At 39.9% G+C, this 20,252-nt stretch carries 17 protein-coding genes and 1 pseudogene; 8 read left to right on the top strand and 10 right to left on the bottom strand.

The features are described 5' to 3' along the window. Position 1: 1 nt before the first annotated feature. Together PV403_RS12535 and PV403_RS12530 are read right to left on the bottom strand one after the other, a co-directional pair. Positions 2 to 4,207, bottom strand: a complete 4,206-nt coding sequence (locus PV403_RS12535) for an S-layer homology domain-containing protein (RefSeq protein WP_332084849.1) — start codon at positions 4,205 to 4,207, stop codon at positions 2 to 4. Between the two features lie 334 nt (positions 4,208 to 4,541). Then, positions 4,542 to 5,093, bottom strand: coding sequence for a hypothetical protein (locus PV403_RS12530; protein WP_332084848.1), 552 nt, complete (start codon positions 5,091 to 5,093; stop codon positions 4,542 to 4,544). Positions 5,094 to 5,272: 179 nt separating this feature from the next. On the opposite strand from PV403_RS12530, the gene PV403_RS12525 reads away from it, so the two are divergent. Next, positions 5,273 to 5,572 carry an MGMT family protein gene (locus PV403_RS12525; RefSeq protein WP_213533798.1) on the top strand — a complete coding sequence of 100 codons (300 nt, stop codon included), beginning with the start codon at positions 5,273 to 5,275 and terminating at the stop codon, positions 5,570 to 5,572. A gap of 73 nt (positions 5,573 to 5,645) precedes the next feature. Continuing rightward, a complete protein-coding gene (locus tag PV403_RS12520) occupies positions 5,646 to 6,344 on the top strand; it encodes a YoaK family protein (RefSeq protein WP_213533796.1) in 699 nt (232 codons plus the stop codon). A gap of 15 nt (positions 6,345 to 6,359) precedes the next feature. Here PV403_RS12520 and PV403_RS12515 read toward each other — a convergent pair whose 3' ends face one another. The 7 genes from PV403_RS12515 to PV403_RS12485 form a co-directional block, all read right to left on the bottom strand. Next, a complete protein-coding gene (locus PV403_RS12515) occupies positions 6,360 to 7,181 on the bottom strand; it encodes a class I SAM-dependent methyltransferase (RefSeq protein ID WP_332084847.1) in 822 nt (273 codons plus the stop codon). 354 nt (positions 7,182 to 7,535) lie between these two features. Then, the gene (locus tag PV403_RS12510; RefSeq protein ID WP_332084845.1) at positions 7,536 to 7,856 is read right to left on the bottom strand and encodes a hypothetical protein; all 321 of its coding nucleotides are present in this window, start codon (positions 7,854 to 7,856) and stop codon (positions 7,536 to 7,538) included. 46 nt (positions 7,857 to 7,902) lie between these two features. Next, on the bottom strand, positions 7,903 to 8,403 hold the full coding sequence (locus PV403_RS12505) for a hypothetical protein (RefSeq protein WP_332084844.1): 501 nt from the start codon (positions 8,401 to 8,403) through the stop codon (positions 7,903 to 7,905). A gap of 164 nt (positions 8,404 to 8,567) precedes the next feature. After that, the gene (locus PV403_RS12500; RefSeq protein ID WP_332084842.1) at positions 8,568 to 8,945 is read right to left on the bottom strand and encodes a PH domain-containing protein; all 378 of its coding nucleotides are present in this window, start codon (positions 8,943 to 8,945) and stop codon (positions 8,568 to 8,570) included. A gap of 234 nt (positions 8,946 to 9,179) precedes the next feature. Continuing rightward, positions 9,180 to 10,430 (bottom strand): stalk domain-containing protein, encoded by a 1,251-nt coding sequence (locus tag PV403_RS12495; protein WP_332084841.1) that lies wholly within the window; start codon positions 10,428 to 10,430, stop codon positions 9,180 to 9,182. Between the two features lie 174 nt (positions 10,431 to 10,604). Continuing rightward, positions 10,605 to 10,994, bottom strand: a complete 390-nt coding sequence (locus PV403_RS12490; RefSeq protein ID WP_332084840.1) for a hypothetical protein — start codon at positions 10,992 to 10,994, stop codon at positions 10,605 to 10,607. Positions 10,995 to 11,180: 186 nt separating this feature from the next. Next, positions 11,181 to 13,001, bottom strand: a complete 1,821-nt coding sequence (locus tag PV403_RS12485; RefSeq protein ID WP_332084839.1) for an APC family permease — start codon at positions 12,999 to 13,001, stop codon at positions 11,181 to 11,183. 319 nt (positions 13,002 to 13,320) lie between these two features. Here PV403_RS12485 and PV403_RS12480 point away from each other — a divergent pair, with 319 nt between their 5' ends. From PV403_RS12480 to PV403_RS12455, 6 genes and pseudogenes are all read left to right on the top strand, one after another. Continuing rightward, positions 13,321 to 13,821 carry a DUF4358 domain-containing protein gene (locus tag PV403_RS12480; RefSeq protein ID WP_332084838.1) on the top strand — a complete coding sequence of 167 codons (501 nt, stop codon included), beginning with the start codon at positions 13,321 to 13,323 and terminating at the stop codon, positions 13,819 to 13,821. A gap of 38 nt (positions 13,822 to 13,859) precedes the next feature. Continuing rightward, entirely contained in the window at positions 13,860 to 15,266 is a 1,407-nt protein-coding gene (locus PV403_RS12475; protein ID WP_332084837.1) for an MBOAT family O-acyltransferase, read from the top strand. Between the two features lie 13 nt (positions 15,267 to 15,279). Next, the gene (locus tag PV403_RS12470) at positions 15,280 to 16,425 is read left to right on the top strand and encodes a DHHW family protein (RefSeq protein WP_332084836.1); all 1,146 of its coding nucleotides are present in this window, start codon (positions 15,280 to 15,282) and stop codon (positions 16,423 to 16,425) included. 278 nt (positions 16,426 to 16,703) lie between these two features. Continuing rightward, positions 16,704 to 16,888 (top strand): annotated as a pseudogene (locus PV403_RS12465) (class I SAM-dependent methyltransferase); the annotation flags it as partial. 267 nt (positions 16,889 to 17,155) lie between these two features. Further along, positions 17,156 to 18,010, top strand: coding sequence for a MerR family transcriptional regulator (locus PV403_RS12460; protein ID WP_332084835.1), 855 nt, complete (start codon positions 17,156 to 17,158; stop codon positions 18,008 to 18,010). Positions 18,011 to 18,064: 54 nt separating this feature from the next. Then, the gene (locus PV403_RS12455; RefSeq protein WP_332084834.1) at positions 18,065 to 18,919 is read left to right on the top strand and encodes an arginase family protein; all 855 of its coding nucleotides are present in this window, start codon (positions 18,065 to 18,067) and stop codon (positions 18,917 to 18,919) included. A 56-nt stretch (positions 18,920 to 18,975) separates the two neighbouring features. Here PV403_RS12455 and PV403_RS12450 read toward each other — a convergent pair whose 3' ends face one another. Further along, on the bottom strand, positions 18,976 to 19,905 hold the full coding sequence (locus PV403_RS12450; RefSeq protein WP_332084997.1) for a tyrosine-type recombinase/integrase: 930 nt from the start codon (positions 19,903 to 19,905) through the stop codon (positions 18,976 to 18,978). Between the last annotated feature and the right edge of the window lie 347 nt (positions 19,906 to 20,252).

Genomic DNA, 20,252 nt, shown 5'->3' with positions numbered 1-20,252 from the left:
CTTATTCTTCAGTTACTGCATCCGTAGATTTCAGGAACTGTACTGCCATTTTCGCGAGTTGCTCCCTAGTGGCTATTTCTTTTGGCTGAAATTGTCCCCCATTCCCTTCTATGATTCCAAGCGCTTTAGCCGCTTTCACAGCAGATTTCGCATAAGCACTTACCTCAGAAATATCACGGAATTCAGCTTCTTCATACCCTGGAATATCGGATAATTTCTGACCTGTTTTGTATTCATACGCATTCATCAGGGCAGTTATCGTTTCTTCTCGGGTGATGTTTTGTTCTGGGCGGAACGTATGATTAGGATCTCCTTCTACAATTCCAGCTGAAGACAGAGCATTTATATAACCGCTGTAAAACTTCTGAGGTTCAACATCTGTGAATTTATGTTTTGCAGCTGTCTCCTCAGATAGACCTAACATCCGGCCAAGAATAACCGCAACCTGTCCCCTCGTCACCTTCATCTGAGAAGCAAATGTACTGTTTGTTATTCCATTTACGATCTGTCTTGCACTAAGATACTCAATATCATTTTTAGCATAGCTATGATGGATATCACTGAACGTAAGTGTTGATTCAAGCAAGAAGTAGGTTCCCGTTTGTTTTGTTTCTAATAAGTTGACCTGTGTCTCATTTACATCACTTACGTACTTACGCTTTTGATCATCACTAGATTTCATATACCATCCTGTCTTATTCAAGTTTGACACTTGTTCTGACAGGTTCAATCCTTCTAGCAACACAGGTTTTACGAAATGATGAATTTCACTCGTGGCGCCGCCATTTCCATTTTGAATGACCTTCATTGAGAAAGTCAGTCCATCTCCCACTGCTTTCATAGAAGCATCATGCGCAGTTGAGGAATCAGAAGCTTTGGATAATGTTATTACAAAAGAGCCATTAGGAATAAAATGGTTCGCCTCGATCGCCCCTGCTGGGATCGTCACACTTCCTGAATTTGATATAAACTGAACGCCTGATGATAATTGATGGACTTGTTCTACAAAAGAAGTCTGAAGATCGACGGCTATCTTTTCCCCTTGAACTGATTTTGTATCGAGTACCACCTGAAGCTCTTGCTGTAATATAAGCAACAGATCTTTATGCTGTGTTTTATTTAGTTTTGAAATCTGATCCCGTGCGCTATGAAGACGTTTATAGGCTTGATTCAATGCGGAGGAGTCAGGTGTAACGATTGTAGTTCCCGTCTGGTCTATGGTGGTACTGAATTTATTCACGGTGAGTAGTGGTTTAACTATACCTACAATTTCTTTTGCAGCTGTCTTCGGATCTGCAGGAATGTTAGTAAGCAAAGCAGTTAACTCTTGCTCCCACTTCTCTTCTTGACCTGATCCGGAAGACGCTGTAGGAGTTGTATGGGTTGGTTTTGACGGTACAGAAGGTTCTGATGGCTCTGAAGGTTCTGGTACCGCAGGGTTTTCAGCAGATGAATTCATTTTGATAACGACAGCGGTAAGCGGCTCCAAAGTGATGGAATCTTTCTTCAAAACATAACCTGAAGGGTTCTCTACCTGTGATATCCCTGCTTCATCTTGATCCACGATCACTGTTCCTTTTGTTAAATCAACAGGAAGCGTTAATGTTCTTTCAGAACGGTCTGCATTTAAGAAGACATAGTAATCACCTGTTTGGTCTGTTGATTGGTTTTTGTAGGCAATGATCAAATCGTTCTCTTTTATCTCTGGGGCAGCGATTAAACTGATATTACGGTCAACCAGTTCTTTATCTCCCAAACGAAATGCATTGGTTGATTTACGGAGTTGAATAAGTCCTTCTGTATACTTTCGTGTTACATTATTTACCGGGTATTTATTTAAATCCATCGCCTTGGACCAATCAAATTTATTTATCGCATCTGAAGAATCATAGGAATCATGAATGAAATAACCAAAGACGTTACCTTCCTCGTCTTCAAAGGCAGTATACTTTTGCTCCGGAACTCCCTCTCCAAGCCACTGTTTTGTTCGTCCATATTCTTGACCAGCATGAAGGAACGCCGTTCCTTGTGATGTAAGAATCATGAGATTCCCCAGCCGAATACGCTGATGAATTTCCACATCATTTTCCGGAATGGCAGGGTTCTTCTTAATCGACTGCGCAATAACGTCATATAAAGGCAGATTGTCGTGGGCTTCGATGTACTGAACCATATCGCCTGGAGCATCTGCTGGTGTATTGCTTGGCTGTCCTTTAATATTGTTCAGAATGAGATCTATATCACGAGCCCCACCTGTAAGAAACCGCGGTTCTCCTTCCGATCCAAATCCGGATTTGAGTTCATTTCGGATCTCATCAGAGAAGACACCCACATCATCCGTCTGATCCATCCAGTCTTGATCCGCACCCTGTCCGGCAAGCGAAGGTTCTGCTAAGGCACCGCTAAAGGTTCTCCAGCCTTCTCCGATGAATAAAGCCTTTGGATTAAGCGATGCAGCTGCATCGTACGCTTTTTGAATGGAGCTGTATGTGGCATCGCCCATCATATCAAAGCGCATACCATCAATTTTGTATTCATCAAACCAGTATTTTACAGAATCAATCATTAATTTCTCAGCCATTGCATGATTCGTAGCGAGGTTGTTTCCGAATCCCCCAACAAAACTTCCTGTTTCGTCCTGCCATGCGTAATAATTAGGTACAATATCATTCAACAGTTCTGCTTTTGCCATATGGGTATACACAACATCGAGAACAACCCCCATACCGGCATCATGGATTGCATCGATCATTTCTTTCGTTTCACGAATCCTAAGCTCGGGATCAGCTGGATCTTCGGAATATGCACCATCGGGAGAAAAGTAATGATGCGGATCATAACCCCAGTTGTACTCATTGTTTTTAGCAGAATAAGTTAGTTCCCGTTCGCCCATCTTCGTCTCATCACCATAATACCAAGCCATAATAGGAAGAAGCTGTACGTGAGTTACTCCTAACGATTTAATATAGCTGAGTTTTTGTTTAACTGCTGCGTATGATCCCCACCTTGCTTCACCTAACTCACCTTCAATAGAAGGGTCTGATGTAAAATCTCTCACATGCAGTTCGTAGATGATTGCATCTTCCCTCTTCTTATATCCATCAATCGTTGCATAATCGTATCCCTGCGGGTCTGTACCCTCAAGATTCACTATGGCTGCTTTCCCAACGGTATCTTCATCAGGTCCTGCATTCCCGTTCGTATCGACTTGAAACACAGCCATTGATTTCGCGTAAGGGTCTAATACTTTTCGGCTTACTCCGTTATTCACTACATCATACTGATAAAAGTAACCTTTCAAATCCGCTAAATTCATCTCGTACGGCTGAACTTCTGCTTCCCATACGCCTTTCTCACCCAACGTAAGCGGCTTGCTTCCAATCTGAATCGTTGAATCATCCTTGTCATAGACGTTCAAGGTTACGCTTGAAGCGGTAGGAGACCAGATTTTAAATGTCACTTTTTCTGGAGTATAGCTAGCTCCAAGGTCGTTACCATCATACGAATACCCAGCATCAATCATTTTATAGTCGGTTATAGCTGTGACTGTGATCCCTGCATAAGTGATGGTTACGGGCAATTTGTCCATTGTCACTTCTGCTGTGAGATTGACAATTCTGTCACTCACGATCTCTGCCTTATTCACTTGAACCACTTCACCATTACGATCTTTTGCGATGATTTCGCTTAAGATTTGTTCATCTGACAGTCCTTTTGTATCTGAAAAGCGGAGCTGAATCTCATTTTCAGAAGTTACTTTTGCCGATAACAATTCCGTAGTAATCTCCGGTTCAATAAGATATACTTTGTCAGATCCTTTCTTCACCCATACTTCATTCACAGTCAAGTTCTCTAAGTTGACCATTTTGTCTCCCCCATCTTTTTGTCCCGTCTCCCGGTTTACGATTAAGAATCCTACTTTTTGAGCATCTTCTTTTAGCTGTACATCAACGTAGGCTCCATATGTATCCTGCTGTTCTGCGGAAAAGGGGATTGCATCTGTAGCCCATGTTTGAGACGGAGAAGCCACATCCTCCCATGTCCATACGCCTAATCCTTCACCGTCTCCTTCGTAATGGATGCGTAGATGCTGCTTAGGAACCTCATTGTCCGAGGCAAAAGCAGTGAGTGCAGGCCAGCCTGATCCTGTAATCATGAGCATACAAACTAACAACAAAATGGCCATTCGCCTGACAGAATACATCATAAAAATTCCTCCTTCGTTTGATTTATTCAGTTATTAAAAAGTACATTTCTTTTGTGGAAACGTTTGCACAAAACGACAACCATTGCCCTTATGTGTCGAGTTTCAGAATGATCTGACGTCTCTGAAAGAAGGCTATCACCTCATCTCCTCTACTTTTTATTAAGAACAGTATAGGGTTTTCACTTCTATATCTATGTTTCTGTTCCACTCCATAATGAAACCGTTTGCACCAATATATTACCGTTTGTTTTCACATCCAGTCAACCCATAATTTTGTAATTTTACCTTCTTATCAAAAAAACTCCCTGCTTCAACGGAGCAGAGAGTTTTGTCTTTATTCATTTAACGGTTTGCCATTCTCATCATAATATCTATACTTGAACTGAAACTCATTAGACTCCGGAAGTTCAATCCATTCCACAGCTTTCTGATTCACCTCGAACTCCCGCTCGAATACTTGCTCTTCATTTACGGTAAGTTCAAGCTTCGAGATCGTGTTATCTTGATTCGCAATATACAACATGGATGCGGCATGAACTTCGTCTTGATCTTCAAATTCTTGAATAAGAAAAGAAGACAAAGCTTCCCCATTTCGATCTTGAAACTTAGAAAGAAGATAATTCCCCTTCTCATCTTTTCTGAATTCAGCATAAGCAGGATCTTGATCGCTTAGAAAAGCAACCTCCCTTCTATTATAGATATCTTTGATTTCTAAAATTTCTATTTCTGTATTTTGAAACACTTGCTCAGATTGAAGAATCTTCTCAATAGACTCTTGATCGTTCCCATACAACCCTGCAGGCCTACTTATAAAATAAACAAGAATGATCATAAGAATGATAACTGCAACTGCTAAATAAATCCCGTTTTTCTTTTTCAAAATCATGGGTAGTTCCCTCCCTTGTACATCAACCATCCTATTAAGGCTATAAACCTTATTATTCAATTTACTATATATTGAACCAGGATTTTGAAATTAACGAAGGGGGAACTCGTACTTTATTCAACTTCTATATCTTCTGCTATACTAAAATACATGAGACTAAGAGAAGGAGAGTTTATAGTATGCAGCCTTTTACAGCAAGAGTAATCGATATCATACAATCGATTCCTGAGGGAAAAGTGATGACCTATGGACAAGTAGCCGCTTTGGCAGGCAGTCCCCGGGGAGCAAGACAAGTCGTACGAATCCTGCATTCCATGAGTGAAAAATATAGTCTTCCATGGCATCGGGTAGTGAATAAGCAAGGGGAAATTTCGATGAGTGATGAAGGACACCGTTTGCTACAGCAAAGTTTACTTGAGAGCGAAGGTGTTGAGCTCCATCTTTCGAAGCGAATTGACCTTACGAGGTATCAAGCCTAAATCATTCTAAAGTGAATAAAATAAGGACAGATTAGGCATCTTGAAGACAAGTAAATGATAAAGGAAGTCTAATATGTACAGTAAACGAAAAACACTGAAATTAACTCCAGAATCGGTTTATATCGGTGCTTTATTATCACTCGTCGCAGGTTATCTTGATGCTTATACATACATTGGCAGGGATGGGGTATTCTCTACCGCCCAGACAGGGAATATGGTTCTTCTCGGTATCGAGGCTGCCAAGGGGAACGTGCATGAAGCTCTTGTACGCATTCCACCTATTGCAGCCTTTATAACCGGAGTATTCGTCGCGCAAATGCTCAATCATCCCTGGATCATACGGAAATTATTAGATCCTTCGAGAGCTGTACTTTTGCTAGAGATTCTCGTTCTTTTCGGCGTCGGGTTTCTTCCTGCGTCCGTTCCTAACATGATTGTAACGATCCTAATTGTATTTGTCGGCTCTCTACAAATCTCGACCTTTCGTTCTCTAGAGGGGTGGACTTATAATACGACGGTAACAACAGGGAATTTATATACAGCATCTAGAGCCCTCTATATTTCTTTGTTTCGTAAAGATCAATCTGCAACCGTTCAATTTAAAAAGTTTGCCACAATCATCAGTTCATTTTTAGGCGGGGCTTTTATCGGAACATTTGCTACGTATCATCTAGAAGATCAAGCTGTATGGGTTGCTAGCGGTCTTCTTCTTATTGTCTTTATTATGATGTGTGTATCTCCTGCTCAGCGTGCTTCACAAGAAAAAATATGAATCAGGAAAACGTTCCTATTTCATTTTGTTTTTACGTCCTATATACAGTAAGTGGGAAGATAAGCCAAGGATCGAAGGGTCAGCTGCCGTTTGAATCATAATGGATATAAACTTCTGATAAGCTTCTTCCCCTTGCTCTTTCCAGTATTCTTGTGCCTTTGCGTCCAGCATTCCCCCGATACTGGTTGAACCAATCAGTTCAATTGTACTGAATCCGTTACTTTCCATAAAAGGTTGAATTTCTTCCACACCATAGTAGTAAGCACCCGTAAATCTGCCTGGTTCATCATGTGTAAAGCTGCTGCTGGTTAAAAACGCTTCGATCCCTTCCATCGTATGATTCGGCTTCCAATGCACGGGATTCTGGAGTGAATTGAACAGCATCCTCGTACGGGATTGGAAAGCGACAAATACGATCCCTTCCTCTTTGGTCACTCTATATAGCTCCTGGACTGCTGCCAACCTTTCTTCTTCGCTTTGAAGATGGTACATAGGCCCAAGCATCAGACTTGCATCAAATGAGTTATCTGTTAGCTCATGTAAATCTGTCGCATTCTGAACGTGAAAACCAGTAAAGGAAGACTCCAAGTGCAGCTTCTTTGCTTGCTCTCGCGCGATTTCTACAAGAGCAGGCGTCAAATCAGATAAACTAATCCGGTATCCTTCCTGTGCGAGCTTCATTGCATATTTTCCTGGTCCTGCTCCGTTATCCAGCAGATGTCCCTGCTGCGGTAAATACTTATTTATAAAATGCATGTTCACGATAAACTCGAGTGGTTCGCGGTCAAGCCTTCCCCATTCATCAAAGCGGGAATAGTAATCAATAATATGACTCATAGCAACTGCCTCCCTTATCGAAAATAAAAAGCCCGCCGCCTCAAAAGAGGCGACAGGCAAACGTCTGACGCGGTACCACTCTTCTTCGTGATGAGATATAGACAATCCTACATCTTATATTTCACCACATCTTAAAGACCTGTTAACGCTGGTTAGACGGAGTATCAATCATTATGACATTATGATCCACTCTTGCTCCGGGGTGAGCAGTTCTTCGGCCTTCATCCTGCCTCTCAGCGTACCAGCAGTTCTCTGTAGATTCTCTTCCGAATAACGAGACCCATCATCACAAACATATGTATTTTTTTTACAGTATAATATCAAATGACGATAAATGCTATAGACAATATCCATTTAGAAAAGGGCATACCAATCTCTAAACAAAAAGGCAACCGCGATGAGTATCCCAGGTTCTATATATCCACGCGACTTACGCGCCCGTGCATGTTGTTCCCATCTGCTTGAAGCGATGTCCCTTTCACTCCTACCTTGACGCTTTTTCGTTCTGCGTTTGCAGTACCGTTTGATATCTACATATAGAGAAGAAATAAGCCAGATCGCGCCTACTATGTATAAACTAAGAGCTATATAATCATTCCACATGATTTCGCTCAGATCTCCGCTTATGATATGTTGCAATGTTACTGTAAACCCAGTCCTTGCGTCATTATCCAAAATCCATTTTCCCTTCTGACTGTACTAAGAGGCATCTTACTTTTATCTATTCATACCAGTAAAGAAATAGTTGGCTTGTATAACGAAAAATCCCGGATAAAAAAACGAATATACTTACAAATTTCGTACTTATCCTGCTTTCTTCTTTACCTAACAATCTCATTCCTTTTCCACTACGAAAGGATCGCTCTTTTCTCAATTTATCAGATATAGCTAACGCCAATTTAAGAATCAAGATAATGAGTAAGATAACGAAAAAGAAAGCACCTAAAGAATTTAAACTAATCGCAATATAATGATTCCACCCAAGTTCATTTCTGTGTCCATTGAAGAAGTACAATACAATATCTCTATATGTTAGACCTTCAGATTCAGGTAGATCCATCGCATCTTCAGGTGCTAGAAAAACGATAACAATTCGAATGATACAAAAAAATAAAAGAGTTAATATAGCTGTCCCATATAAAAACAGTTCAGCCCACTCTCCTAGCCTCAAACGTTCCTGTGGTTCTAAATACACTTGGTTGATTCTTACTCTTCTAACCATTCTATAGAGCTTTAACATACCTCTACTTAGCCAAATACAAAATATACTAACGATGCAGCAAACGAAGACCACGCTTGCTGCAAAGAGTATATGATTTAACACTTCAATCGATATAATCTTCTCGCTCCTGACTGTCCATGATGACTGATATCTGCTTGTTTCATTTAATTCAAAATATAATAGGACAACACACTTTGTACTTCATAAATATTTGTACTTTTATTAAAGTTTTTCTGAATCGGTACTGTACTGCTGGAGATATAGATTTTCAGCTCAGCTTCCATATCGAAATGTCCTGCCGTCTCAATGGAGTAATGCGAGATACTTTTATATGGAACCGAATGATACTCCACTTTTCTCCCTGTTAGCCCTTGTTTATCGACAATAATCAGACGCTTATTCGTAAAAATAAACATATCCCTTATTAATTTGTACGCACGCTCTATTTGTTCATTTGGAGCAAGCAAAGGAGCGAACTCCTTCTGTATTTCATTTAAATTGACTTGAGAAGCATTACCTAGCAATCCATCAAAAAAACCCATGTCTCATCCCTCTTTCTAAAATCGTTTGTTTTCATATTATATAGGATGTTTATAGAAATGATCAGTTAAATTCAGGAAAAACAAGTTCCAAATATTTACGATTAAAGAAATTTCAATTTCTTCACTTATTAAAAGGTATAATGAAATCGATTCACTTCATAACAATAAAAAGAACACAACCTCACAAATGAGGGGCTGTGTTCTTTAGCTTACTTATATGAAGAATGAGTTTAATTAGTCAAGTACAATAGACTTATTCATCTCAGTCCAAGCCGCAGGACCAATAATGCCTAGTCTCCACAGTGCTATTCCTTTTAGATCGTACCGTTTGGCAAGACCAATCTTACTGTTAATGCTTGCTGCATCTTCACTACCTCTGGAAATACCAAGGAGCAGTTTATCTTTACTTGTCTCTTTCAGTGCAAGGCGAATCGCTTCGTCTACCTTGGCAAGAGGTTCGGGTCCTTTTTCATTTTCGAAAGCATATGCCATGATAATAAGTTCATCAGCAAGATTTCCTAGCGTTTTGTAGTCGTAGCCTTTGTAGGAACTGTTAATCGGATGGAGAGCAAGAGTTAAGGTAAGTCCTTCCGAGTGAGCCCGTGTAGCAATCGCTTTGACAAAAGCATTGTAATCACTTTTCACCTTGGCAGAATCACCAGTGAGTCCAAGCCCTTCGAAATCAAGTGTAATTCCTTTAAACCCTTTTTCTACCGCTGTAGTCACGATACCCTCAATGGTCCTATCTTGAAGCTGCTTGTCTTCTAAATTCTTCGTAAGCTCAAGCTGCCCATCTAAGGCATATACCATGAAAGAAGAAGCTGTCCCCACGCTCTGTGCTTCTTGTACAATACTCTCTCCTGTGATTTCTCCTAATGAAGAAGGCCATTTATATTCGTCACCTGTGGTTGTGAAGTTTCCTTCCCGGTCAATTCGACCCCAACCGAAAGCGGCAGCATCCAGGCTTGGCAGATACTTGATTTCATCATAAGAACGAAGAGCATAGAATCCCAGTGTATACATTTCTTCTCTTGGAGAAGTGATGGACACGGTCTTTGCGGCTTGATTCCAGCCGACGGCTGCTCCAAACTGCTGACTGAAAAAGCTAAGCGGGATCATGGTTGTATTACTGATGGTCCTTGGTGCGAGAGTAAGGGGTACATTTTGTCCATTTACTTTAGCTGTCTTACTTCCCATTGTGAGTTCTACGACTTTACTTCCTTCATCAGTCTGTTTCGTTGCTGTAATTTTTTTCAGTTTCTGATTCCACTGTACATTAATACCGAGGGCTTCAGAAATAGCTCTGAAAGGAACCATTGTTGTTCCGCTAATAACGACAGGTGCTACTGGGAACGGAAGTGAGTAACCGTCCAGCACTATTTTTACTTGATTCGTTGCTGCATAAGTGGAAGGAATACCGGTACTTCCTATAGTACCTCCTAGTAGTATGGCACAGCTTAAAATTAATTTTCCCCATGGTCTCATATGTTTTCCCCATTCTTCTGTAGTGGTGGTAATTAACTATAAATCTAGTAACTACCACTACTATTCTACTATAAATCTACATTAAAATGGGTTATTTTGCTTATCTTGGTTTATAAAAAACAAAAAAACCGTACATGACGGTTTTTTGAGTAACAGCTATGTGACACATCAAAATTATAGATACAAAGAATCTACATACTGCTTGTCTGCATTTTCAAGAGGTGTATATCCTTCTTTGATCACCGTTCTGACCGTAGTTTCTTTTAGCACCCAGATTAAATATTTGTTCAGGAGCGCCCATACCGCAAAACCTACCAGAAAGGCGGGAAAAAATGACGTGGACACCAGGATGGAGAAGAACATAATGATAATCTGAGCCAAAATAAAGTACAATATAATGAGCGCAGGCAGAATCATACGCGTAGGTTTTACTTTTCGATATGCATTAAATAGGCGAAAAGAGCCAACCCAGTTCAAAGAACCTGTTGCTTTGATCGGTACTTCAAGTTCCTTATTTTCTTTTACAAAAGTGAGTATATTTTTTTTGTTTTTCTCTCGTTTCAAAGACAAATCCACCTTTAGTTACTTAGTAATCAAATGCTACCTTAAAGAGTAACATATTTAGCTATGATTATCGAATCCCCTTCTTAAAAAGAAGCAAGTTTTATTTCCCTTCATTATATAGACTGATTATGTACTACAAGATCAAAAAGAAAACCGCCTCCTAAGAGACGGCTTCTTCCCTCCGTATTATTTATCAAGATGATAAGTCACTGTAGAAATGACGACGTCCTTATGCCGGAAAAGATAAGCTCGAAGCAGCAGGCTGGTTTGATTATGAAGAACGTACTGCCACCAATGTTTTGTAATAAACTGAGGAATCAAAATGGTGATATGATCCGTCTCATTTTTCTTCCATTCCACCGTATCTATAAATTTAATGAGCGGCTTTACAATACTTCGGTAACTCGATTTCAGGGTGATGAGTCTAACGCCCGGATTCCATCCCTCCCACTTCTCTTCCATCTTATGAATGCTGTCATCGTCAAAGCCTACATATACGGCAACCACATTATCGGTTAATGACTTGGCATAACTGAGTGAATTGCGCACAACACTTGTGATCCCCCCAATTGGAACGACGACCGTACTTCCTTTAATCTGTAGTTTATCATCCTGGATATTAATCCGAAGCTGATCTGCTACATGAATATAGTGACGGTGAATCCGCATAAAGATCCAAATGACCAGCGGTAAGAAAATAAAGACGGCCCATACTTGACTGAATTTAGTGAAAATAAAGATCAGTGTAATACTTAGCGTAGTCAGCATACCAACCGTATTAATAAGAAGCTTAATGTGCCAACCAGATGGTTTCAGCTTAATCCAGCGGATCATCATACCGAGTTGGGACAAGGTAAAGGGGATAAATACCCCAACTGCATACAGTGGAATTAATCCTTCTGTATTCCCGTGGAAAGCAATCACAAGTACAGCTGATAGAACCCCAAGGAAAATAATACCGTTGGAATAACCAAGCCGATCCCCGCGGACGAGAAACATATGCGGCATAAATTTATCTTTTGCTAACATAAAGGCAAGTAATGGAAAAGCAGAATAAGCCGTATTTGCTGCTAAAAATAGAATGAGTGCTGTAATCCCTTGGATGATGTAATAAATCGTCCCCCTGCCAAAAACGGAATTCGCAATTTGCGATACGACCGTTTCTTTTTCGCTTGGTATAATCCCATACCAGTAGGCAAGTAAGCTGATACCTATAAACATAAAGCCAAGTATAGACCCCATCATGACTAACGTTTTTGCAGCGTTCTTCTCTGCTGGGGCCCGGAAGTTAGGAATGGCATTGGATACCGCTTCTACACCCGTCAGCGCAGAACACCCGGAACTGAAAGCTTTTAACAAGAGAAAGAGACTTACATTGTTTGCGGCGCTCCCCCATTCCACTGGAACGGCTGGTTCTGCTCCACCCATCGCGTATTTAATAAATCCAGTAATAATCAGCACAACAATGGCAAAGACAAATAAGTAAACCGGTAATGCAAGTACGGAAGCAGACTCCGTAATCCCCCTTAGATTTAGGATCGTGAGCAGTAGAATCATGGTGAGTGCAATAAGCACCCGGTAATCATGCAGCACGGGAAAAGCCGACGTAATGGCATCCGTTCCTGCGGAAGAACTTACGGCAACGGTCAAGATGTAATCGACAAGCAGAGATCCTCCTGCGAGCAGACCGCTTGATAACCCGATGTTATCTTTTGCTACGATATAGGCGCCCCCGCCTGAGGGGTATGAATAAATCGTTTGTCTATATGAGAATATTAGAATGACGAGTAGTCCGAGTACTGCAAGTGAAATAGGTATGGAATACCAGGCAGCTGCAGCACCCACTGCCATCAAAACAATGAGAATTTGTTCTGTACCATAAGCTACGGACGATAATGCATCTGAAGAAAGTACGGCGAGTGCCTTTAATTTACTTAGTTTCTCTCCTTCTAATTCGCTGTTTTTCATAGGGCGTCCAATCAATAATCGCTTCATTTTTCTAACCATAAAGATCTCCCTCTTTACCCCGTATCTAGTGCTGAGTTTACTTTTCTATGTATATATCTTCTCAGCAGATGAATCATACTCCCATTGCCTTTAGATGGTAAAGGAGCACGAAGGTCTAAAGAAATCAAACGAAGCCGAATACATACAGGAATTATGTACCGCAGATTAAAAATCTCTTCGTAGCTTTCTTTATCTCGTTCGATTGTGTTTTTTAGAGAAAAAAAGTTTTTTTGAAAAGGGAACCTTCTAAATGATTAATTTGTCTAACTCTAAGGAAAGAATATTTCACATCATGAGAATTAGAAGGAGTTGCTAAGAAATGAAGAAAATGATTTTGATGTTAATGACGTTTACGATGGTGATCGCTGGATGTGGGACACAAAAAGCGGAGGAAGTTAATGAAGTTAACGTACCGGTAAGTCAATTAATGGAAGTTATTATGCAGAAAACGGAGATGAATAAAGACCAGTTCTTCGACATAAATCTCAAAGAAGATACAGAGACGGCAAAAAACTTAGGTATTGATCCGACAATTATTGAAGAAGGACAGTACATGAAAGCGATGATGAATGTACATGCCGATGAATTTATTATTTTAAAAGCATCTGATGCTTCGAATGTAGAAGAACTAAAAGCTGCACTGGAGAAAGAAGTTGCTAATCAAGAACGAAACTGGAGTACTTATTTACCGGAACAATACGAAAAAGTGAAGAACCACATTATTAAGCAACAAGGCAACTATTTGGCACTCCTTATTTCAGACGACGCTGAAAAAATGGAACAAGCCTTTACTAATGCTTTGACTTCTGAGAGCAAATAACTCACGAGCCCTTTGAAGGAAGACTGGAGGGAATATCCTTGGTTTTTAGCTCTGTAGCCTTTTTGTTTTACTTTTTACCCATAGCTTTATTAGTATATTTTGTAGCGCCGCAGCGATGGAAGAATGCGGCGCTTCTTCTTATTAGTTTGCTCTTTTACGCTTGGGGAGAACCGGTATATATTCTTCTGCTGCTGTTTTCTTCAGTGATAGATTACATGAATGGTCTTCTAATGGATCGATATGATGAGCGCGAGAAAATACGCCGATTCATCCTTGTATTCTCCCTGATCGTAAATATTGGCGTACTCAGTTTTTTCAAATATGCTGATTTTCTTATTCATTCTGCGAACGATCTGCTGGGTACTAACTTTGCGGCTCTCGATCTGCCGCTTCCGATTGGAATTTCTTTTTATACGTTCCAAACGATGTCCTATATGATTGATGTTTACCGCCGAAATGTTCGTGCGCAGCGGAGTTTTATTAACTTTGCAGCATTTGTATCCATGTTTCCGCAGTTAGTAGCAGGACCTATTGTCAGGTATGAAGATATTGATAAACAGCTCGCTCGCCGCCACGTATCCATGGAGCTTTTTGCAAGTGGTGTGCGCCGCTTTATCATCGGTCTAGCCAAAAAAGTACTGCTTGCCAATAACATTGGTATGCTGTGGGACACTACGCTATCTGGAAGCAGTGAACTAACCATCATGGGTGCGTGGATTGGGATTCTTGCGTTTGCTTTTCAGATTTATTTTGACTTCAGCGGTTATTCAGATATGGCCATTGGACTTGGTAGAATGCTCGGCTTTGAATTTCCTGAGAACTTTCGTTATCCCTACATATCTGAAAATGCTTCGGAGTTCTGGCGAAGATGGCATATTACGCTCGGCTCGTGGTTTCGAGATTATGTATATTTCCCACTCGGGGGAAGCAGGGTTCGTAAGTGGAGGCTTCTCGTAAATCTATTTATTGTATGGTTTTTGACTGGATTATGGCATGGAGCGAGCTGGAACTTTGTACTGTGGGGTCTGTATTTTGGCTTCCTCATTGCGATCGAGAAGTTATGGCTTGGAAAATGGCTTGAAAGGATCTGGCGTCCTTTCCGGCATCTGTATTTTATAGCTGTCATCCTGATTGGCTGGACTTTATTCGCTATTGAGGATCTTACTCAACTTCCTCACTATCTTCATGTGATGCTTGGATTTAGCCAAGCGGAATGGATAAGTAGAACGAATCTTTACTATCTACAATCGTATGGAGCACTGCTCGTGGTATTAACGTTCGCCTCGACACCCATTGCGGCACGTTTGGCATCAAAATTAAATAACAGAATGAATCGTACAGTCATGGCGATCCTCGAAGCGATTGTCTTAACCATCCTTCTGCTCGCTTCCACAGCGTACATTATTGATGACTCGTATAATCCATTTCTGTATTTCCGTTTTTAGGAGGTGATGATCATTGGATCGTAAAAGAGCAGTTATCGTAACCAGCGGCTTTCTTCTTTTTATCAGCTGTTTTGGTATGTGGAGCTTATGGGAACCGGACCGGACCTTATCCGAATTTGAAAATCGCGTCTTAGCTAAGTTCCCCTCCTTCTCCTGGGATAAACTCTGGAGTGGACGATATACAGATCAATTGGACGATTATCTAGTGGATCAGTTTGTAGGTCGTGACAACTGGGTCGGACTTAAATCAGATATGGAGCGAATGTCAGGTAAGACGGAGAATAATCAAGTATTCTTCGGTAGTTCAGGATATCTGTTTGAACGGTTTATTTACGAAGAGGAACAGTTGGACCAGAATATAAAACAGATTGCTCGTTTTGCTGAGCGTCATCAGAAGGATGTAGATTCGTTATCCCTTCTGCTTGTTCCCAACTCCCAAACGCTGAATGGCGAGTATTTACCCAAATATGCGGAAGCAACGGACGCTCCCCAGTCACCACTGATGGATCAAATCTTTAGCGAACTGAGTGGACGGGTTGCACCCGTTGATATCAGAGAAGTACTACAGCAGAAGAAAAGTACCACACAAATCTATTATCGTACCGATCATCACTGGACGACACGCGGCGCGTACTATGGATATCAAGCCTTTGCGGATACGATTGGCCTCTCTCCTACTCCTGAAGCAGCACTTGAGGCAAAGCAGTTCAGCGATTCGTTCTACGGTACGTTTTATACAAAAGCAAACCAGCGTGATATTACTCCTGATCGTCTGGAATTGCTGGAGTCTTCTCTTCCGGAATACGAAGTCTGTATCGAGGGACAGAACAGATGTGAGAATTCTTTTTACGATATGGATGCACAGAATGAGCGGGATAAATACAAGGTGTTTTTTGGCGGGAACTTCCCGCTTGTCACGATCAACGTTGCTCATGAGGAAGTTAATAAAGATCGCAGTATTATCGTGTTTAAAGACTCCTACGCTAATGCAATGGTGCCGTTTCTAGCCCAGCATTACTCCACCATTCATATGATTGACATGCGTTACTTCCAGATGGATGTAGACGAGTATCTGGAGGAACATCATTTTGATGATATGCTTCTGTTATATAGCGTAGCGACCATATCCCAAGAAGATATTTTCAAATGGCTGAATTAGCAGTTATAAGCTCCGTAGGACTAAAATCGGTATGAGACGATTTGTTCCCACGGAGTTTTTTAGTGCAATTGAGGGGTTCCTCCGAAAGAGAGTATCGTTGAATTGAGTATTAAAAACGGGGATTATTATATGAGGCACGTTTCAGCGATAGTAAATTTTTAAAAAGGTGAAAATCGATAGTTAATCATTCTGTTAGCGAACATAATAATTATTATGTAAACCTATTATCTCATATAACTTATATGTTGATAATACAAAACCGCCAAACGATTAGAATAATCATTTTTGGTTATGCAGATGATACCCTATTCGAAGAAAAAGGACACTCTAACCGAGTAGAAAACATGGTGAACATGGCAGCCATGAGTGGAGAACCGATGAAAGCTTGTTTTACGTATCATGAAATAGAGATTACCTATGTGCTTTTGAGACGATACATTTTATTCATGCTATAAAGAAATAAACATATATACAAAATGAACCAGGCAGCTTCATTACTACGGTTGCCTGGTTTTATGTTAACCCCCTTATGTTCCTTTGGTTAATCTCAAGTAGATGTAAATATAGATAATTCCTAACTAGTTTTCATAATAAATATTATGTAAACCAAATTGTAATATATCGATCATTGAATGAGTAAATGATAAACACTATAGTAACTATAGAGTCGTTGCTATACCTATATTTTGGTTGTGGCAAATGTTTAAGACAATTTAGAGGAGAATGCGATATGAATAAGCAGATGTATTCTATAGGAGAGGTTGCAGAATTAAATAACATTTCCATTCAAACATTAAGATATTATGACAAAATCGGATTGTTTGCCCCCGCTTTTATAGATCCTGTAAGCAACTACAGGTACTATCATGAGAAACAGTTCTTTTATCTAGATATTATAAAGTATCTAAAATACATCGATACACCACTGTCCCAAATTAAAGAATTAATAACACAAGATGCAGTTCAAATGTTACCTTTTTTAGAAGAACAAGCACATATAATGGACAAGAAAATAAGCCAGCTCCAAGAAGCAAAGAAAATGATTCATCATCGTTATCTGCAAATTAAAGAACAAAACAGCTTAGCAAATCGGCCTCAAGGGCAAGTTTATACTCGATTTGTAGAAGAGCAGAATCAACTGCACCTCTCAACTACAGACCTCACACCTCGTGGAAATCCGGATGTATATATGCGTGACTTAGCTAACCTCCTAGAAACTAAGGAAGATCGTGTGGTTGGTAATTTTTACGGGTGCGTATATGAATTGAAAGATTATCAAGATACGGACCAAATCGTCTACTCGAGTATTTATACATCCTTAATTGGAGACGAGCAATTGTCCGATAAACCAACACCTGAAATCACAAAAAAACATATTCCAAAAGGAATATATGTCTGTATTTGTTTCAAATGGTCTGTGTCTCAATATTTACAGTATTACAAAACGTTCTATGAGTACATTATTAACAATAACATGCTCACAGAAGGCCCTGTCTACGAGGTTTCTTTACCTAACAGATACTCTTCTTATGAAGAAGATGACTTTATAACAGAACTTAGAATAAAGGTGAAAGAAAATGATTGACCCTCTAGTTACTATAGAGTTTATCATTTAACCACGAAAGGTGGAGATAATGATATGACTAAAACAATTCGATTAATAGCTCCTGATTGGCAAGGAGGAAATAAGCAGGCATATTATTTTGGTGCAGAACTACTTTCATGGTTAGCTCCAAATCATAATAGCCAAAAAGAGATTACGCTAGATATTGAGAAACCGAAAAATGAAGTATTAGAAAAAGAAAATGGTGTAGTTGCTCAATCGATTGTTAAACAAAATGTGAGTATGGCAGCAGAAGTATTGAAAAGTGAATTACCAGATAAGATTATCACGTTTGGCGGAAACTGTTTAGTCTCTCAAGCACCGTTTGATTACCTTCATGGTAAATATGGAAAAGATCTCGGGGTCATTTGGATCGATTCTCATCCTGATGTTTCAACTCCGAAGGAACATCATCACGAACATGCTATGGTTTTAGGAAATTTATTAGGTGCGGGAGATCCAGAGTTATCTAAAATTGTGGAATTCCCTTTTGATTCAGATCAATTTTTGTATGTTGGCTTACAAAAACCACTTGATGTTGAAGTTGAATTATTAGAGGGTTTACATCTAAATTATATTGTTCAAGACAAAGAAAATTTAAAAATGGGAGAAATACAAAAGTGGATTAAAGAGAATGGTTTTACTAAAATCGCCATTCATCTTGATTTAGATGTATTAGACCCTACATTCTTTAGATCTTTATACTTCTCCGAGCCAGGAGTTGATGAATTTCCTTCCGCTTCAGGTAAAATGACTCCTAAAGAATTGTTAGAAATTCTAACCGGGATTTTTAAAGGAAATGATGTCGTTGGACTAACAATAGCAGAGTTTTTACCTTGGGATTATATCAATTTAAAAACGATGTTATCCGATTTAAATATTTTTAAATAGTCGTAAAAAAGGTCTGATTAAATTCAGACCTTTTTTATACCTTCAATAGGACTCTATTATGGAATATCAATCTCAAGCATGGCCATGGCTTGTTCCTTCTCCCGATTGGTTACGTGAGTGTACACGGTAGTCGTTTCAATCGATGAGTGACCAAGTAACTCTTGTACTGTACGAAGGTCGGCACCTTTACGAAGCATCATCGTCGCAAAAGAATGCCGCAGTTTATGACTGGAATATGCCTTTTTACGGGATACCCCTTCCCTCTCTTGAAAACGATCAAACGTTTCGGCTGCAATCAGCTGAATTGTCCGAATGGACAGCCTTCTCCCTTGCTGAGAAATGAAGAATGCTTCTTCCTTCGATTTACGAGGTTCAATCCTCTCGGCTAGCACTTCATCAAGCACATCTCTTACCGCTGCAGGAACGGGTAACGTACGCCACTTTCTCCCCTTACCAAATACATCAATCGTACTACGCTGCGAATTATAATCTCCAACATTCAAAGAATGAACTTCGCCTACCCGCAGACCCATATATGCCATGAGCAGAAAAATCGCTAGATTACGATTCCGATATTTCCCCTCCACCGATTTCATGAATTTCGGCAGATCTACTTCATCTAAAAATACGGGTGCTTTATTTTTCTCTGTTCTCGATTTCTTAATTCCTGTTGCCGGATTCACTTCGAGAAGTTCGAGTTCAATCAGCGCTTTGAAGAAACAATGCACCGAAGCGTGTTTACGATTCCGAGTTGAATCACTGATCCCCCGATCACGAGCCTTCGACAGAAAAGAGAGAATATGTAGCTTCTTCACTTTATCTAGTGACTTCCCATTTAGAGAAGATAAAAACTCAAACACATCACTTTTATAAGATTTAATGGTGTGGCTAGTATACCCCGCATCTTTCAGCCAGATATCAAATGCTTCGAGTTCTTCAGCATAGGTTTCTAAAATGGTTTCTAAAATTTCTGCATTCAACATCATCACCTACCATTCTTCAAAAATAGAGTTTTTAAGCAAAATACGTGTCGATCTACGTCTTCGAACTTAGGTAAGTGGTCGACTCTCTTAAATAAATCGAATATAAACAGAAACTGCGTATAATTTATATTATACGCAGTTTTTTAATGTAATGAAAGCTGAATTTTTCTATGAACTATGGTTGTTATATGAAGTTTCGAAATAATCCTTATTTGCTAGTAAAATAACGACGTTTTATGTAATACTATGCCTTAAAACAGCCGAAAAACCTCCTAAACCCGCTACATAATTAGACATAACAAAATAAATGCCGAAATACGCTAGAAGTCATCGCTCTCTCTTATTACCTC

Source organism: Paenibacillus sp. GYB006 (assembly GCF_036577645.1).
Classification (GTDB): domain Bacteria; phylum Bacillota; class Bacilli; order Paenibacillales; family Paenibacillaceae; genus Paenibacillus.
The sequence above is the reverse complement of the archived record's forward strand: the minus strand, read 5'-3'. Positions and strand labels throughout refer to the sequence as shown.

What these genes read in the sequence shown, in the direction of transcription:
- PV403_RS12480 (WP_332084838.1), top strand. Translation starts at nt 13,321, where the DNA reads ATGAAGAAAATGATTTTGATGTTAATGACGTTTACGATGGTGATCGCT.
- PV403_RS12495 (WP_332084841.1), bottom strand. Translation starts at nt 10,430, where the DNA reads ATGAGACCATGGGGAAAATTAATTTTAAGCTGTGCCATACTACTAGGA.
- PV403_RS12535 (WP_332084849.1), bottom strand. Translation starts at nt 4,207, where the DNA reads ATGATGTATTCTGTCAGGCGAATGGCCATTTTGTTGTTAGTTTGTATG.
- PV403_RS12525 (WP_213533798.1), top strand. Translation starts at nt 5,273, where the DNA reads ATGCAGCCTTTTACAGCAAGAGTAATCGATATCATACAATCGATTCCT.
- PV403_RS12485 (WP_332084839.1), bottom strand. Translation starts at nt 13,001, where the DNA reads ATGGTTAGAAAAATGAAGCGATTATTGATTGGACGCCCTATGAAAAAC.
- PV403_RS12515 (WP_332084847.1), bottom strand. Translation starts at nt 7,181, where the DNA reads ATGAGTCATATTATTGATTACTATTCCCGCTTTGATGAATGGGGAAGG.
- PV403_RS12530 (WP_332084848.1), bottom strand. Translation starts at nt 5,093, where the DNA reads ATGATTTTGAAAAAGAAAAACGGGATTTATTTAGCAGTTGCAGTTATC.
- PV403_RS12450 (WP_332084997.1), bottom strand. Translation starts at nt 19,905, where the DNA reads ATGATGTTGAATGCAGAAATTTTAGAAACCATTTTAGAAACCTATGCT.
- PV403_RS12455 (WP_332084834.1), top strand. Translation starts at nt 18,065, where the DNA reads ATGACTAAAACAATTCGATTAATAGCTCCTGATTGGCAAGGAGGAAAT.
- PV403_RS12505 (WP_332084844.1), bottom strand. Translation starts at nt 8,403, where the DNA reads ATGGTTAGAAGAGTAAGAATCAACCAAGTGTATTTAGAACCACAGGAA.
- PV403_RS12520 (WP_213533796.1), top strand. Translation starts at nt 5,646, where the DNA reads ATGTACAGTAAACGAAAAACACTGAAATTAACTCCAGAATCGGTTTAT.
- PV403_RS12460 (WP_332084835.1), top strand. Translation starts at nt 17,156, where the DNA reads ATGAATAAGCAGATGTATTCTATAGGAGAGGTTGCAGAATTAAATAAC.
- PV403_RS12500 (WP_332084842.1), bottom strand. Translation starts at nt 8,945, where the DNA reads ATGGGTTTTTTTGATGGATTGCTAGGTAATGCTTCTCAAGTCAATTTA.